Here is a 13,400-nt window from a genome sequence, read left to right on the forward strand (position 1 = left end):
TTCATGGCCCGCGCGAGAGCCGGGCCATTTACCATTCATCATCCAGGAGACTTTCATGACCTTCACCCGCGAGACCCGCTCAGTCGCGCCGGACAACTGCCCGCCGCTCGAGCAAGCGGTGGTGCGTTTCATCCAGGAACTGAAATACGAGCATCTCGACGCGCGCGCGCTGGCCGGCGTCAATCGCCTGATGCGCGACCAGATCGCATTGCAGGTCGGCATTTCGAAAATGCCGTGGTCCGAGCAGCTGCTCGCCTACGCGAAGGCCGGGCAGCGTCCGGGCAAAAGCCGCGTGAGTGCGTCGGCGCTGACGATGAGCGCGGCCGATGCCGCGTTCGTCAACGGTTCGTACGGGCACGGCTTCGAGTACGACGACGCGCACGGCCCGAGCTACAGCCATCCCGGCAGCTGCGTGATTCCGGCCGCGCTCGCGATCGGCGAGGAACTCGGCGCATCGCTCGAAGAGGTGATCGTCGCGATGGTGGCCGGCTACGAAGTCTATGCGCGCATCGGCCTGCTTGCCGCGCCCGAACTGCTGCAGCGCGGCTATCACCCGCACGCGACGCTGTCCAACTTCGGCGCGGCGGCCGTGGCGGCCAAGCTGCGCGGCTTCGACGCCGAGACGACGCTGCATGCGCTGGCGATCGCGCTGAGCCACGTGTCGGGCACGACCGAATACACGTCGACCGGCGGCTCCATCAAGCGCATCCACGCGGGCATCGGCACGCGCAACGGAATGGCGGCGGCCGACATGGCGCATGCCGGCATCACGGGCCCGCGTGCGTTCCTGAGCGGCAACAAGGGCTTTTTCCGGACCTTCCTGCAGCGCACGGCCGGCGACAACGCAGAGCGGCGCTTCGACCTGGACCGTCCGTTCGAGATCGGCACCGTGTGGCTCAAGGCGTATTGCGCGTGCTACTGCACGCACGCGTACATCGACGCGCTGCGGCCGTTCGCGGCGCGCCGCGACGAAATCGCCGACATCCACCTGAAAATCACGCCGCACTTCAACGTCGTCGTCGGCACGGCCAACGTCAATGCGTATACGCCGAAGAACATCGAGCACGTGCAGTTCAGCCTGCCGATCCAGGCGGCGTTCACGCTGCTCGGCAAGGGCAACGGCTATCCGGTCCATCGCGACTACCTGGTCGGCAAGATCGACATGGCACCCGTGATCGAGATCGCGCGCAGCATCCGCATCAGCGAGGCGCCCGAGCTGGAGAAACAGTATCCCGGCAAGTTCGTCGCCGACGTGAGCGTCACGTTCAAGGACGGGCGCACCGAGCATGTGTTCGTCGGCGATCCGATCGGCACCGACACGAACCCGATGCCGGAGCACGAGCAGGATGCGAAGTTCATGGACCTGACGACCGACGTGCTGGGCGTCGAACGCGCGCGTGCGCTGCTGGCCGCGCTCCGTGAGCTGAATCCGGCGACGAAGGCGGCGGAGCTGACTGCCATGTGGGCGGTGGAAGGCTGAGCGGGGCGGTCGTCCGGAGCGGTGTGTGCGTTCCGGGCGGCCGCTGTCGTGATTCGATACGATGCAAGACAACGGGCGGCGCCGGAATACCGGACGCCGCCCGTTTTTTTCATCGGCCTGCGGATTCGAGGCCGACGCCAGCGAGCCGCTAAGCCTATCGCGCCGGCTTCCGCTCGCTTGCGACGATCGCCTCGGCCGCGCGGATCACGGGGAGGTCGACCATGCGGCCGTCGAGGCTGAACGCCGCGCCGCCGTGCTTCGCGGCTTCGTCGAGCACGCGGCGCGCCCACGCATGCTCTTCGTCCGAATAACCCATCGCATCGTTCACGCCGCCGACCTGCGCGGGGTGGATGCACAGCTTGCCGCCGAAGCCGAACGCGCGTGCACGCTGCGCGTCCGCGGCCAGCCGTTGCGCGTCGTCGGTGCCTGTCGTCACGCCGTCGATCGGCGCGGGCAGCTGCGCGCGACGCGACGCGGCCACGAGCGCGTTGCGCGCGAACGCCAGCTCCGGCTCGTCGGGCGATGCACGCATGCCGAGATCGAGCTGGAAGTCGAGATGGCCGAACGCGAGACGCACGACCTGCGGATCGCGCGCGAGCGCATCGGCCGCATCGAGCCCGGCCAGCGACTCGATCAGCGCGACGAGGCGCGCCGCCTCGCCGAGTTGCTGCGCGACGCGGCGCAGCGCTTGCGCGTCTTCCGATTTCGGCAGCATCACGGCGACGCCTTGTGCGGTCCAGTCGCGCAGCAACGCGAGATCCGCGTCGTGCCACGGCGTGCCGACGGCGTTCACGCGCACCACGGTGCGCGCGCGCTGCTCGGGCGTGAACTGCGGCAGATGCTGCGCGAGCTGCGCGCGCGCGTTGTCCTTGCTGCCTTCGGGCACCGCGTCCTCGAGGTCGATGACGATGCAGTCGGCGGCCGTATCGAACGCCTTCGCAAAGCGCTCGGGACGCGTGGCGGGCACGAACAGCAGGCTGCGCGCATGCAGCACGGGGGAAGGGGAAGTCGTCATGGCTCAGATCACGCCGTCGGCGCGCAGTTGTTCGATATCGGCGTCGCTGCGCCCCAGTTCGCGCAGGATCGCCGTGCTGTGTTCGCCGAGCGCGGGCACCGGATCCATGCGCACGTCGAAGCTGTCGATCGTGGCGGGCGGCAGCAGCGCCTGCAGTTCGCCGGCCGGCGAACCGACGGTGCGAAAGCGGCCGCGCGCATGCAGTTGCGGGTGCGTCCACAGATCGCCGACCTGGTTGACCGCGGCATTCGCGATCTGCGCTTCGTCGAGCCGCGCGATCACGTCCTGCGCGGTGAGATCGGCAAACACCTGCTCGATCACGGCCTTCAGGCTCGCGCGGTTCTCCGAGCGGCGCACGTTCGCGTCGAAGCGCGGGTCGGTCGCGAGGTCGGGGCGGCGCAGCACGATATCGCAGAACACCTTCCACTCGCGCTCGTTCTGCAGGCCCAGCATCACGACGCGGCCGTCGCCGGCCGTAAACGGCCCGTACGGGTAGATGGTCGCGTGCGCCGCGCCGTTGCGGCCGGGCGGCTGCTGGCCGTCGTACGCGTAGTACATCGGAAAACCCATCCACTCGGCGAGCGCCTCGAGCATCGAGATTTCCACGTGCGAGCCTTTGCCCGTGACGCCGCGCTGCAGCAGCGCACTGAGGATGCCCGTGTACGCGTACATGCCGGCCGCGATGTCGGCGATCGAATTGCCGGCCTTGCAGGGTTCGTCGGGCGTGCCGGTGATCGACAGGAACGCGGCCTCGCTCTGGATCAGCAGGTCGTAGGCTTTCTTGTCGCGATACGGGCCGTCGCCGCCGTAGCCCGAGATGTCGCAGACGATCAGGCGCGGATATTTGGCATGCAGCGCGTCGAACGACAGCCCCATGCGCGCGGCGGCGCCCGGTGCGAGGTTCTGCACGAGCACGTCGGCCTGGGCGACGAGCTCGCCGAGCACGTCCTGCGCAGCGGCTTGCTTCAGGTCCAGCGTGAGGCTTTCCTTCGAGCGGTTGGTCCAGACGAAGTGCGACGCGAGGCCGCGCGTGCGGTGATCGTAGGCGCGCGCGAAATCGCCGACGCCGGGCCGCTCCACCTTGATCACGCGCGCGCCGAGATCGGCGAGCTGGCGCGTGCAGAACGGCGCGGCGATCGCGTGTTCGAGCGTGACGACGGTCATCCCGCTCAGCGGGCCGGGTTGTGCTTGGCGAGCTTGCATGGTCGGGTCGCTATTCCAGTTCGATGCTGGCCTGCATGGCCAGCTGTCCTTGCGGGCCGCGCGCCCACACGCGCGCGGTATGGCCTTCGAGCTTGCCGTTCACCGTGAACGGCGCGGTGTCGAACAGCGGGCTGACCGCCTTGAAGTCGAAGGCGCGGATCGTCTTGCCGGGGTGCCTGCGGCGCAGTTCCTCCATCAACAGCATCGCGATCAGCGGGCCGTGCACCACCAGGCCCGGATAGCCTTCTTCGTGCATCGCGTACGGCCGGTCGTAGTGGATCCGGTGGCCGTTGAAGGTGAGCGCGGAAAAGCGCATCAGCAGCACCGGATCGGGGATGACGATGCGCGAATACTGTTCGTCGGTCGGCGCCGGCTGCGGGGCAGGCGTCGGCGTGCCGGCCGCGGCGGGCGGCGGCGCGTCGCGATAGACGATGTCCTGTTCTTCGCGGATCGCCACGCCTTGCGCGTCGCCGATCTCGTGCAGCACGGTCACGAACACGAGCTGGCCGCTGCGGCCGGATTTGCTCTGCACGTTCGCGATCGTGGAGCGGCGCTGTATCGGCGTATCCACGGCAAGCGGACGCAGGAACTGCAGCCGTCCGCCGGCCCACATGCGGCGCGGCAGCGCGACCGGCGGCAGGAAGCCGCCGCGCCGCGGATGACCGTCGATGCCGATGTTCGACTGCCGCTCGCCGGGCAGGAAGTACAGCCAGTGCCACAGCGGCGGCAGGGCATCCGGCAGCGCGGACGCATCCGAGTAGTCCAGCGTAGCTTGCAGGAGCCGGATCGGCGCCTGGGTAATCCGGTCCGCGCTTTCTTCGCTGCGGCCGACCCACGCGTCGAATGATTCGGGTTGTTCGACACTCATGTCGTTTCGCGCTCTTGAAATGTGAAGTGTCGTGAAGGCTGCAAGGGCTCGCGCAAGCGTGCCGTTGCAGCCGTTCCCGTCAGAGTTCGCCGACCAGTTCCGGCACGAGCGTGAACAGGTCGCCGACGAGGCCATAGTCGGCCACGCTGAAGATCGGCGCTTCCGGATCCTTGTTGATCGCGACGATCACCTTCGAATCCTTCATGCCGGCCAGATGCTGGATCGCACCCGAGATGCCCACCGCGATGTACAACTGCGGTGCGACGATCTTGCCGGTCTGGCCGACCTGGTAGTCGTTCGGCACGTAGCCGGCGTCGACTGCCGCGCGCGATGCGCCGAGCGCTGCGCTCAACTTGTCAGCCAGCGGCTCCAGCACCTTCGTGTAGTTCTCGCCGCTGCCCAGACCGCGGCCGCCCGACACGATGATCTTCGCGCTGGTGAGCTCCGGACGGTCCAGCTTCGTCACTTCACGGCTCACGAACTGCGACTTGCCGGCGTCTGCCGCCGCTTCGATCTTCTCGACCGCCGCGCTGCCGCCTTCCGCTGCAACCGGATCGAAACCCGTCGCACGCACCGTGATGACCTTGATCGGGTCGCTCGACTGCACCGTCGCGATCGCGTTGCCCGCGTAGATCGGGCGCTCGAACGTGTCGGCACTGTCAACCGCCGTGATGTCCGAAATCTGCGCAACGTCCAGCTTCGCGGCGATACGCGGCGCGATGTTCTTGCCGTACGCAGTCGCCGGCGCGAGGATGTGCGAGTAGTCCTTCGCAATGTTCAGCGCAGTCGCTTCGACGTTTTCCGCGAGGCCTGCTTCGAGCTGCGGCGCATCGGCCAGCAACACCTTCGACACACCTGCGATCTTCGCTGCGGCATCGGCCGCCGCTTGCGCGTTGTGGCCCGCGACCAGCACGTGAATGTCACCGCCGATCTTCGCGGCCGCCGCCACCGTGTTCAGCGTCGCGGCCTTGATCGACGCGTTGTCGTGTTCTGCGATCACCAGAATCGTCATTTCTTTCCGCTCCCTCTTACAGCACCTTGGCTTCGGTCTTCAGCTTCTCGACCAGCGTCTTCACGTCCGGCACCTTCACGCCGGCCGCGCGCTTCGGCGGCTCGGCCACCTTCAGCGTCTTCAGACGCGGCGCGACGTCCACACCGAGGTCTTCCGGCTTCACGGTTTCCAGCGGCTTCTTCTTCGCCTTCATGATGTTCGGCAGCGTCACGTAGCGCGGCTCGTTCAGGCGCAGGTCGGTCGTCACGACCGCCGGCAGCGTCAGCGACAGCGTTTCCGCGCCGCCGTCGACTTCACGTGCGACCGTTGCCTTGCCGTCCGCGATCGTGACCTTCGACGCGAACGTCGCTTGCGGCAGGCCCGCCAGCGCGGCCAGCATCTGGCCCGTCTGGTTCGAATCGTCGTCGATTGCCTGCTTGCCGAGGATCACCAGTTGCGGCTGTTCCTTGTCGACCAGCGCCTTCAGGATCTTCGCGACGGCCAGCGGCTCGACGCTGTCGTTCGACTCGACGAGGATCGCGCGATCCGCGCCGATCGCCAGCGCCGTGCGCAGCGTTTCCTGCGCTTGCGTCACGCCCACCGACACCGCGATCACTTCGGTCGCGACGCCCGCTTCCTTCAGGCGCACCGCTTCTTCCACCGCGATTTCGTCGAACGGGTTCATCGACATTTTCACGTTCGCGATATCGACACCGGATTGATCGGACTTCACGCCGACCTTCACGTTTGCGTCGACCACGCGCTTGACGGGTACGAGAATCTTCATGAAAAGGTTTCCTTCGGAAATCAGTAGGAACGGGGCAGTTGCAGCACGTGCTCGGCTACGTGGCCCAGAATCATGTTGGTGGAGATCGGCGCGACCTGGTACAGGCGCGTTTCTCGGAATTTGCGCTCGACGTCGTATTCGCAGGCGAAACCGAACCCGCCGTGCGTCTGCAGGCAGGCATTCGCCGCTTCCCAGCTCGCCTTCGCGGCCAGGTACTTGGCCATGTTGGCCTCGACACCCGCGTTCTGGCGCGCGTCGATCTTCTCGCACGCGCGCCAGCGCATCAGGTTCGCGGCTTCCAGCTCGATGAACGATTCGGCCAGCGGAAACTGGATCCCCTGGTTCTGCCCGATCGGGCGGCCGAACACCTTGCGCTCGATCGCATAGTCGCGCGCCTTCTCCAGGAACCAGTAACCGTCGCCGATGCACTCGGCGGCGATCAGCGTGCGTTCGGCGTTCAGGCCGTCGAAGATCACCTTCAGCCCCTTGCCCTCGGTGCCCAGCAGCGCGTCTTCCGGCAGTTCGAGATTGTCGAAGAACAGTTCGTTGGTCTCGTGATTGACCATGTTGAGAATCGGGCGCACGGTGAGGCCGTTGCCGATCGCCTTGTCCAGCTCGACGATGAAGCACGACAGGCCGTCGCTCTTCTTCTGCACCTGGTCCAGCGGCGTGGTGCGCGCGAGCAGGATCAGCAGGTCGCTGTGCTGCACGCGCGAGATCCAGACCTTCTGGCCGTTGATGACCCAGCGGCCGTCCTTCTTCACGGCAGTGGTCTTGAGCTTGGTGGTATCGCTGCCGGTGGTGGGCTCGGTCACGCCCATCGACTGCACACGCAGTTCGCCCGACGCGATGCGCGGCAGGTAACGCCGCTTCTGCGCTTCGGTGCCGCTGAACACGATGGTGTTCATCACGTACATCTGGCCGTGGCAGGCGCCGGAATTGCCGCCGGAACGGTTGATCTCTTCCATGATGACCGACGCTTCCGCCATCGACAGGCCAGGGCCGTCGTATTCCTGCGGGATCAGCGCGGCCAGCCAGCCGGCCTGCGTAAGCGCGGTGACGAACGCCTCGGGATACCCGCGCTCCTCGTCGATCTTGCGGTGGTATTCGGCCGGAAACTGGCTGCACAGGCCGCGCACCGCGTCGCGGATTTCCTGGTATTGGTCGGGGGCGGAAAAAATGGAGGCGCTCATGAATCCTGTCTCGTTTTTGGCTTGAGTTAGGTCCATAATAAGTTTTGATGGATTCGTTAAAAAATAGAATTTTTTGATCGATGTATCAGTTTTCGGTATCGAGGACTCTGCGATGGATCTCAAGCAACTGCGCGCCTTCGTCACCGTGGCCGAGACCGGCAACGTCACGCGTGCGTCGACCCTGCTGAATCTCGTGCAGCCGGCCGTATCGCGCCAGCTGCGCCTGCTCGAGGAGGACATGGGCACCGAGCTGTTCGAGCGCGGCCGTCACGGCATGCAGCTCACGCCGTCGGGCAAGACGATGCTCGAGTACGCGCGGCGTATCCTCAACGAGGTGGCTCGCGCCAAGGCCGAGATTCAGCCTACCGACGGGCCGGTTGCCGGCATCGTCAGCATCGGCCTGCTGGCCAGCACGTCGGACCTGCTGGCCACGCGGCTGGCGAGCGAGGTGGCGCGGCGTTACCCGCACATCCGCCTGCGGCTCACGATCGGTTACGCGGGGCACCTGCAAGACTGGCTCGAAGCTGGCGACGTGGACGCCGCGCTGTTGTACGGGCAGAAGGAAACGCCCGCGCTGCACGTCAAGGCGCTGATCGAGGAAAACCTGTGGGCGGTAGCGGCGCCATCCGCCGGGCTGTCGCGCAAGCGGCCGCTCGCGTTGTCGCTCGTGGCGAGCGAGCCGTTCATCCTGCCGTCCGCGCCGCAGGGCCTGCGCGCGGCGATCGAGCACGCGGCGGCCGAGGCCGACGTGACGCTGCGGGTCGTCACCGAAACCAATGCGCTGAGCGTGCAGAAGGACCTGGTCGCGCAAGGCCACGGCTGGACGATCCTGCCGGCCGTCGGCGTCACGCGGGAAGTCGAGCAGGGCACGCTGTGCGCGGCGCCGCTCGCGGCCCCGGGCATCAAGCGCACGATCGTGCTGGCCGCGCCCAGCAGCCGGCAGGCCACGGCGCCGGTGCGGTGTGTGGTGGGTGTGCTGCTCGACTGCGTGAAGGCCACGTTCGACGAGGGCCACTGGCCCGATGCGCGCTGGCTGGGCTAGGGCCCGCGCAAGCCCGTCATTGGCGTGAACGGGCCCGGGGAACTAGAGCCGTTCCAGCAATTGCCGCCTCATGAGCTTGCCGTTGCTATTGAACGGCAGTTTGTCGACGGGGATGATGCGCGCCGGATGCTTGTACGGCGCGAGTTGTTCGCGCAAGTACCGGCGCAACGCGCTTTCGTCCAGCGGATGCGCGGCATCGAGCTCGACGAATGCGATGACGGCCTCGTTGCCGTCCGTCTCTTTCTGCCCGACGACGGCCGAGTTCAGGATGCCCGGGAAGCGGTTGAGCGCCTGTTCCACTTCGCCCGGATACACGTTGAACCCGGAGCGGATGATCATCTCCTTGAGTCGCCCGACGATGAACAGCGCGCCGTCGTCGTGCAGTTCGCCCAGATCGCCCGATGCGTACCAGCCGCCATCGCGCATCACGTCGGCGGTGGCCTGCGGGTCGCGGAAATAGCCGGGCATCAGGCCCGTGCCGCGCAGCCAGATTTCACCGCGCGCGCCGGCGGGCAACGTCCGGCCGGTGGCGGGATCGACAATGCGCAACTCCGCGCCCGGGAAGGCGTAGCCCGCGCTGGTGTCGCCGCGCGTTTCGCCGAGGCGGGTGGCGTGCAGCGAACCCGCGTATTCCGACAGGCCATAACCGTGATGCAGCGTCTGCGCGAACAACGCCTCGACCTGCTGCTTGAGCGCCAGGTCGAGCGGCCCGGCGCCGGCGTAGAGATAGCGCAGGCAGGGCGCCTCGGGTCGGACGATGCCTTGCTCCGCGCAATATCGCAGCAGCCGGGAGAACAGCATCGGCGGCCCCTGTACCTGGCTCACGCGCCGGTGTGCCAGCGCGTCGAACAACTCCGCCGGTTCGAACTGCGGCCGCATTTCCAGTGCCGCGCCCGCGTGCAGCGATGCCAGCAGCACCGTGCCGAGGCCGAAGATGTGCGTCATCGGCGCATACGCGTAGACGCGGTCGTCGGGGCCGAGCGCGCGCGATTCGGCCGATACACGTGCGAAATGCAGCACACCGCGGTGGGTCATCATCACACCCTTGGGCGCGCCGGCGGTCCCGGACGTGAAGATGACGGCCGCCACGTCGCTCGCCAGCGGTTCCGGCTCGATGCGCGCCGCCACGTGCACGGCACTGCGCGCGAGGCCGTTCACGCACGACGGGCGGGCTTCGTGCCGCGCCGCATGCGCGCCGGCCGCCGGCGAAACGCCTGACGTGAAGTACAGCACGCGCGCATCGGCCTTGCCCGCGAACGCGTCGACTTCGCCCGGCGCCATGCGCGCATTGACGCCGCACGACCACGCGCCGACGCGGCTGCACGCGATCAGCAGCGCGGCATGTTCGGCGCAGTTCTCGGCCACGACCAGCACGCGGTCGCCGCTGCGTACGCCGTCGTCCCGCAGTTCGCGTTCGAGCGCATCGGCCAGCGCGCCGACGTCCGCATAGCTCAGGCTGCGGTCGGGGAGATGGATGAACGGGCGCGCGGGGGCCTCGGACAGCCAGCGATCCAGCAGTTCATGAATGCGTGCGGTCATGCTCGATGCTCCTCGTCCCTTACTGCGATACGCATGCGACGGCTGGCCGGCTCAGGCGAAGCGCATCAGGTCGTCCACGTCGGCACGCGTGGTGCGGAACTGGTTGACCGGATGCGCGTCTTCCGCGTAGCCAAACGAGATGCCGCAAATCATGTGCTGCGTATCGGGAATGTCGAAATACTCGCGCACGAACCGGGCATGACGCGCCAGCGCGCCCTGCGGCGTAGTCGCCACGCCGTGCGCATAGGCCGCGATCAGGAACGACGACACGAAGCCGCCGGCATCGACGAGCGCATAGGGGCCCAGTTCCGCCGGCACCGTGATGATCGCCACGTGCGGCGCATCGAACATGCGGAAGTTGCGGAACGCCTGCTCGGCGCTGCGCTCGGTGTCCTTCGGGCCGATACCCAGCGACGAATACAGCGCAATGCCCGCGCCGCGCCGGCGTTCGCGGTAAATGCCTTCATAGCTCGGCGGGAAGGGCAGGTCCGATTCGTTTTCCGGATGATCGTTGACCCGCTGCATCAGCGCCTGCCGAAAACGTTCGGTGCTCTCGGGCGTTTCGGTGATGACCAGTTGCCACGGTTGCACGTTGCACCACGAAGCCGAGCGGCCAGCCATGCCGACGATGCTGCGGATCAGTTCGAGGTCCAGCGCCTGGTGCAGGTACGCGCGGCAGGTCGAGCGGCCGCTCGTCAGGCGATCCAGCGCCGCGAGTTCGGGAGAGGGCGATGTCATATGTACAGTCCTTGCCAGTGCCCGGCCCGCGCGCTGCGAGGCGCGACGGGCGCGGGCGGAAAACGGCGGCGAGCAGCGCGCCGGCGCTGCTCGTCCACGTCAGATGAACGTCTGCTGCACGCGCAACGCATCGATACGCGCGTCGGGCAGCCAGTCGCGCAGCGCGGCGATCGCGTTGTCGGTCGTCGGCGCCGCGGGCGGTTCGGGTTGGGCCGCGGGCGTACGCGAAAAGCGCGGGCCGGGCGCCGGATGCGTGACGCCGTTCAGGTCGACGAAGGTGCCGCGCGCCTTCACGTGCGGATGGTCGGGCGCTTCGTCGAAGTCGAGCACGGGCGCCACGCACACGTCGAGATGGCCGAGCAACTGCGCCCACTCGTCGCGCGTGCGCTCGCGGAATTTCGCGGCGAGTACCTGCTTTGCTTCCGGCCATTGCGCGCGGTCCATCTGCGCCTGCAGCGCCGGATGGTCCTGCAGCCCGAGCTGTTCGAGCAGCAGCCGGTAGAACTTGCCCTCGATGGGCCCGACGCTCACGTACTTGCCGTCGGCGCACGCATATACCTCATAGAACGGCGCGCCGGAGTCGAGCAGGTTCGTGCCGCGCGCCTTGTCGAGCATGCCGGCCGCATGCAGGCCCATCGTCACCGTCATGATCGACGCGACGCCGTCGACCATCGCCGCATCCACGACCTGGCCGCGCCCGGAGCCGCGCGCTTCGAGGATGCCGGCGAGCAGCCCGAAGGCGAGGTAGAGCGAGCCGCCCGCATAGTCGCCGAGCACGTTCAGCGGCGGCGTCGGCGCTTGCCCGGCGCGGCCCATCGCATGCAGCGCGCCGGTGACCGAAATGTAGTTCAGGTCGTGCCCGGCCACCTGCGACAGCGGGCCGTCCTGCCCCCATCCGGTCACGCGTCCGTACACGAGGCGCGGATTGCGCGCGAGGCAGGGCTCGGGCCCGAGGCCGAGGCGCTCCATCACGCCGGGGCGAAAGCCCTCGATCAGGCCGTCTGCTTGCTCGACCAGTTCGAGCACCATCTCGACGGCGGCGGGATCCTTCAGGTCGATGCGCACCGACTTGCGATTGCGCAGGCCGAGGTCGAATTCGACGGGGCGCGGCGCGCCGAGCCCCGACGGTTCCTTGCGGTCCACGCGGATCACGGTTGCGCCAAGATCGGCGAGGAACATCGCGGCCAGCGGGCCGGGGCCGATGCCCGCGATCTCGACGATCCGGACGCCGGCGAGCGGGCCATGACGGGTTGGCGCAGCGGACATGGTCAGATCACTCCCTCGTCGCGCAGTTGTTGCAGGCGATCCTCGGGCAGCTTCAGCAGCCCGCGATAGATCTCGTCGTTGGCGGCGCCGAGTTCCTGCGCCGGCTGGTCGAACTGCACGGGCGTCTGCGACAGCTTGATCGGCAGGCCCATGCCCATCGCGTCGACGTCGGCGAGGCCCGGGTGCTCGAGCCGCACCACCGCGCCGCGTTCCTGCAGCACCGGGTCCTTCAGCACGTCGAGCGGCGAGCGCACGGGCGCGGCCGGCACGCCGCGCCGAACCTGCAGTTCCTCGACGACTTCTGCGGTGCTGTGCCGGCTCGTCCACGCCTCGATGATCGCGTTGATCTCGGCCGCATGCTTCATGCGCGGGCCGCGCGTCGCGTAGCGCGGGTCCGTGACCATCTCGGGGCGGCCCACGGCTTCCATCAGGTTGCGGAACCAGTCCGGCTGGAACGCCACCATCGCGACGTGGCCGTCGCGCGTGCCGTAGACGCCGAACGGCACCAGCCGGTCCTGGAAATTGCCCGAGCGCTTCGAGTAGCCGTGCTTGAGGAACACGTCGAAGTGCTCTTCGGCGACCAGCGACGACAGGCAGTCGAGCATCGATACCTGCACGCACTGGCCGACGCCGGTGCGGCCGCGGTGGATCAGCGCGGCGAGGATGCCGTTGACGGCGTACAGCGGCGCGATCAGGTCGGCGATCGGCAGGCCGGAGCGCGTCGGCGGGCCGTCGGCGAAGCCCGTCACGTCCATGATTCCCGACAGCGCCTGGACGATGATGTCCATGCCCTTCAGGTTCTTGTACGGGCTCGGTTCGCCGAACGCCTTGATCGACGCGTAGACGATCTTCGGATTGACCTCGCGCACGCTGTCGTAGTCCACACCCAGTCGCGCGGTGACGCCTTCGCTCGCGTTCTCGATGACGACGTCCGATTCCTTGACCAGTTCCATGAACAGCGCCTTGCCCTGCGCCGATTTCAGGTCGAGCGTGATGCTTTTCTTGTTGCGCGCGCGATTGAGGACGGTCAGCGACACCTCGTCGTCGCCCTTGACGCCGAAGTGGACACCGTCCTTGCCGACGTACGGCGGATTATTGCGCGCGATGTCGCCCCCGCCGGGCGATTCGATCCGGATGACTTCCGCACCCATGCCGCCCAGCAGCAGCGATCCATAGGGTCCGGCCAGGGCCACGGTCAGATCGAGTACGCGGATCCCTTCCAACGGTCTTGCAGCTGACATGCTTGTCTCCTGAAGCGGGCGCGCGACCGGGGCGCAG

12 protein-coding genes are annotated in these 13,400 nt (G+C 67.6%); 2 read left to right on the forward strand and 10 right to left on the reverse strand.

From position 1 onward, the window contains the following. The first annotated feature begins 55 nt into the window (after positions 1-55). Complete coding sequence (locus MMB92_RS05205; protein ID WP_062910238.1) at positions 56-1,480, forward strand: MmgE/PrpD family protein; 1,425 nt, start codon at positions 56-58, stop codon at positions 1,478-1,480. A gap of 154 nt (positions 1,481-1,634) precedes the next feature. Here the strand turns inward: MMB92_RS05205 and MMB92_RS05210 are convergent, their stop codons facing one another. The 6 genes from MMB92_RS05210 to MMB92_RS05235 all read right to left on the reverse strand — a co-directional run bounded on the left by MMB92_RS05210 (position 1,635) and on the right by MMB92_RS05235 (position 7,537). After that, positions 1,635-2,495 (reverse strand): CoA ester lyase, encoded by an 861-nt coding sequence (locus MMB92_RS05210; RefSeq protein ID WP_062910239.1) that lies wholly within the window; start codon positions 2,493-2,495, stop codon positions 1,635-1,637. 3 nt (positions 2,496-2,498) lie between these two features. Continuing rightward, positions 2,499-3,698 (reverse strand): CaiB/BaiF CoA-transferase family protein, encoded by a 1,200-nt coding sequence (locus MMB92_RS05215; protein ID WP_059518701.1) that lies wholly within the window; start codon positions 3,696-3,698, stop codon positions 2,499-2,501. A 10-nt stretch (positions 3,699-3,708) separates the two neighbouring features. Beyond that, positions 3,709-4,566: a MaoC family dehydratase N-terminal domain-containing protein gene (locus MMB92_RS05220; RefSeq protein ID WP_062910240.1), complete on the reverse strand. Its 858-nt coding sequence runs from the start codon at positions 4,564-4,566 to the stop codon at positions 3,709-3,711. Positions 4,567-4,645: 79 nt separating this feature from the next. Beyond that, the gene (locus MMB92_RS05225; RefSeq protein WP_277562577.1) at positions 4,646-5,578 is read right to left on the reverse strand and encodes an electron transfer flavoprotein subunit alpha/FixB family protein; all 933 of its coding nucleotides are present in this window, start codon (positions 5,576-5,578) and stop codon (positions 4,646-4,648) included. A gap of 16 nt (positions 5,579-5,594) precedes the next feature. Further along, positions 5,595-6,344 carry an electron transfer flavoprotein subunit beta/FixA family protein gene (locus tag MMB92_RS05230; protein WP_059686368.1) on the reverse strand — a complete coding sequence of 250 codons (750 nt, stop codon included), beginning with the start codon at positions 6,342-6,344 and terminating at the stop codon, positions 5,595-5,597. 20 nt (positions 6,345-6,364) lie between these two features. Continuing rightward, positions 6,365-7,537: an acyl-CoA dehydrogenase family protein gene (locus MMB92_RS05235; RefSeq protein WP_048027101.1), complete on the reverse strand. Its 1,173-nt coding sequence runs from the start codon at positions 7,535-7,537 to the stop codon at positions 6,365-6,367. 112 nt (positions 7,538-7,649) lie between these two features. On the opposite strand from MMB92_RS05235, the gene MMB92_RS05240 reads away from it, so the two are divergent. Then, positions 7,650-8,579, forward strand: coding sequence for a LysR substrate-binding domain-containing protein (locus tag MMB92_RS05240; RefSeq protein WP_048027099.1), 930 nt, complete (start codon positions 7,650-7,652; stop codon positions 8,577-8,579). 42 nt (positions 8,580-8,621) lie between these two features. Here the strand turns inward: MMB92_RS05240 and MMB92_RS05245 are convergent, their stop codons facing one another. The 4 genes from MMB92_RS05245 to MMB92_RS05260 form a co-directional block, all read right to left on the reverse strand. Continuing rightward, positions 8,622-10,118: a class I adenylate-forming enzyme family protein gene (locus tag MMB92_RS05245; protein WP_062910243.1), complete on the reverse strand. Its 1,497-nt coding sequence runs from the start codon at positions 10,116-10,118 to the stop codon at positions 8,622-8,624. A gap of 51 nt (positions 10,119-10,169) precedes the next feature. Continuing rightward, positions 10,170-10,856, reverse strand: a complete 687-nt coding sequence (locus MMB92_RS05250; protein ID WP_062910244.1) for a nitroreductase family protein — start codon at positions 10,854-10,856, stop codon at positions 10,170-10,172. Between the two features lie 99 nt (positions 10,857-10,955). Then, entirely contained in the window at positions 10,956-12,122 is a 1,167-nt protein-coding gene (locus tag MMB92_RS05255; RefSeq protein WP_062910245.1) for a CaiB/BaiF CoA-transferase family protein, read from the reverse strand. 2 nt (positions 12,123-12,124) lie between these two features. Next, complete coding sequence (locus tag MMB92_RS05260) at positions 12,125-13,363, reverse strand: CaiB/BaiF CoA-transferase family protein (protein ID WP_060297690.1); 1,239 nt, start codon at positions 13,361-13,363, stop codon at positions 12,125-12,127. Positions 13,364-13,400: the final 37 nt, after the last annotated feature.

This window comes from Burkholderia sp. IO2, assembly GCF_029522185.1.
In the GTDB taxonomy this organism is placed as follows: Bacteria; Pseudomonadota; Gammaproteobacteria; order Burkholderiales; family Burkholderiaceae; genus Burkholderia; species Burkholderia cenocepacia.

What these genes read in the sequence shown, in the direction of transcription:
- MMB92_RS05245 (WP_062910243.1), bottom strand. Translation starts at nt 10,118, where the DNA reads ATGACCGCACGCATTCATGAACTGCTGGATCGCTGGCTGTCCGAGGCC.
- MMB92_RS05215 (WP_059518701.1), bottom strand. Translation starts at nt 3,698, where the DNA reads ATGCAAGCTCGCCAAGCACAACCCGGCCCGCTGAGCGGGATGACCGTC.
- MMB92_RS05235 (WP_048027101.1), bottom strand. Translation starts at nt 7,537, where the DNA reads ATGAGCGCCTCCATTTTTTCCGCCCCCGACCAATACCAGGAAATCCGC.
- MMB92_RS05255 (WP_062910245.1), bottom strand. Translation starts at nt 12,122, where the DNA reads ATGTCCGCTGCGCCAACCCGTCATGGCCCGCTCGCCGGCGTCCGGATC.
- MMB92_RS05240 (WP_048027099.1), top strand. Translation starts at nt 7,650, where the DNA reads ATGGATCTCAAGCAACTGCGCGCCTTCGTCACCGTGGCCGAGACCGGC.
- MMB92_RS05250 (WP_062910244.1), bottom strand. Translation starts at nt 10,856, where the DNA reads ATGACATCGCCCTCTCCCGAACTCGCGGCGCTGGATCGCCTGACGAGC.
- MMB92_RS05230 (WP_059686368.1), bottom strand. Translation starts at nt 6,344, where the DNA reads ATGAAGATTCTCGTACCCGTCAAGCGCGTGGTCGACGCAAACGTGAAG.
- MMB92_RS05210 (WP_062910239.1), bottom strand. Translation starts at nt 2,495, where the DNA reads ATGACGACTTCCCCTTCCCCCGTGCTGCATGCGCGCAGCCTGCTGTTC.
- MMB92_RS05225 (WP_277562577.1), bottom strand. Translation starts at nt 5,578, where the DNA reads ATGACGATTCTGGTGATCGCAGAACACGACAACGCGTCGATCAAGGCC.
- MMB92_RS05205 (WP_062910238.1), top strand. Translation starts at nt 56, where the DNA reads ATGACCTTCACCCGCGAGACCCGCTCAGTCGCGCCGGACAACTGCCCG.
- MMB92_RS05260 (WP_060297690.1), bottom strand. Translation starts at nt 13,363, where the DNA reads ATGTCAGCTGCAAGACCGTTGGAAGGGATCCGCGTACTCGATCTGACC.
- MMB92_RS05220 (WP_062910240.1), bottom strand. Translation starts at nt 4,566, where the DNA reads ATGAGTGTCGAACAACCCGAATCATTCGACGCGTGGGTCGGCCGCAGC.